Annotated in this window: 2 protein-coding genes; both read left to right on the forward strand. The window is 66.9% G+C overall.

The features are described 5' to 3' along the window. The coding region (locus ACFFGN_RS36015) for a hypothetical protein (protein ID WP_380057755.1) at positions 1–399 on the forward strand (399 nt) is incomplete at its 5' end. A gap of 119 nt (positions 400–518) precedes the next feature. Then, on the forward strand, positions 519–1,391 hold an 873-nt coding region (locus ACFFGN_RS36020), incomplete at its 3' end, for a DDE-type integrase/transposase/recombinase (RefSeq protein WP_380057758.1).

The following is a 1,391-nucleotide window of genomic DNA, read 5'->3' on the forward strand; positions in this document are numbered from 1 at the left end:
GTGAGTGTGGGGTTCACGGCGGCGGAGATTCGGGAGTTTGTGCATGAGTATGGGGTGCAGCCGCATGGGCAGAAGCGGTCGTGGCTGGCTGCGCAGGGTGTGTCGTATGACCGGTTGAAGCGGTGGCGGGATGCGGTGTTCGAGGGTGATCTCGACCGGGGTCTGGTTCCGCGAGAAGGTGGGGTTATGAGTGTTCCTGCGGGTAAGCGGTCGGCGTTGGACAAGGCGCGGGCGGCTGAGCGTGCGGCGCATGAGGCTGAGGTGGCGAAGTTGAGCGCGCGGATTCGTGAGCTGGAAGGCACCAATGATGCGTTGGGAAAAGCTATCGGGCTCTTGCATGCGTTGAACGAGCACGAGCCCGGCGATGCCCCGGCCAGCAGCGATCGGTCGAGTTCCTGACCGGTGAGAACGAGCTGGTTGTCGCGCTGACCGGTTTGCTGGGCTCGCAGCGGCGTGCGTTGCGGCTGGCTGGGGTGTCACGCTCGACGTGGCATTACCGGACCAGCCCGCGTGAGCGGGTGGCTGATCCGGTGCCGCACAAACACCGGGCCTACCGGTCGAGGATCCCGGCGGCTGATCGGCGCGTGATCGCGGCCAGGATCACCGCGGCCTGGACGGCCGGCCATTCGGTCGATCATGCCTTCGCCTCCGCGTGGGACAACGGCGTGATGCTCGGGTCGCGGCGATCGTGGTGGCGCGTCGCCGCCGAGATCGCCGACCAGTCCGTGCGTCCGGTCGTGCCGACTCGACGCGGCACCAAGACCCCGCGCCAGGCTCCGGTGCTGGAAGCGACCGGGCCCGGTCAGGTCTGGTCCTGGGACATCACCGACCTGCACTCGCCGTGGCGCGGTGCCGCGTTCAAGGCCTACTCGGTCATCGACATCTACTCACGCAAAATCGTGGCCTGGCGCGTCGAGGACCGCGAAGCCGACCACCTCGCCAAAGACATGTTCCAGCGGGCTTTCGCCGAGCACGGAACACCACGAGTGGTGCACGCCGATTCCGGGCCCGCGATGCGCTCCAACACGCTCAAGAAACTCTTCGCCGACGCCGGCATCACCCAGACCCACAACCGGCCCAGGGTCTCCAACGACAACCCGTACTCCGAATCAGAGTTCCGCACCATGAAATACCGGCCCAACTACCCCGGCACCTTCACCGACCTGGCCCACGCCCGCGCCCACCTGACCGGCTACGTGCCCTGGTACAACAGCCAGCACAAACACTCCGGGATCGCGTTGTTCACTCCCGACGAGGTCCACAACGGCACCTGGCGCCACCGCTGGCACCAACGCCACCGGACCCAGCAGAGCTACTACAACGCCCACCCCGAACGCTTCCGGCACCGCCCCCACACCCCAGCACCCGCCGGAACCGTCGGCATCAACCTC

This window comes from Kribbella deserti, from assembly GCF_042434725.1.
In the GTDB taxonomy this organism is placed as follows: domain Bacteria; phylum Actinomycetota; class Actinomycetes; order Propionibacteriales; family Kribbellaceae; genus Kribbella; species Kribbella deserti.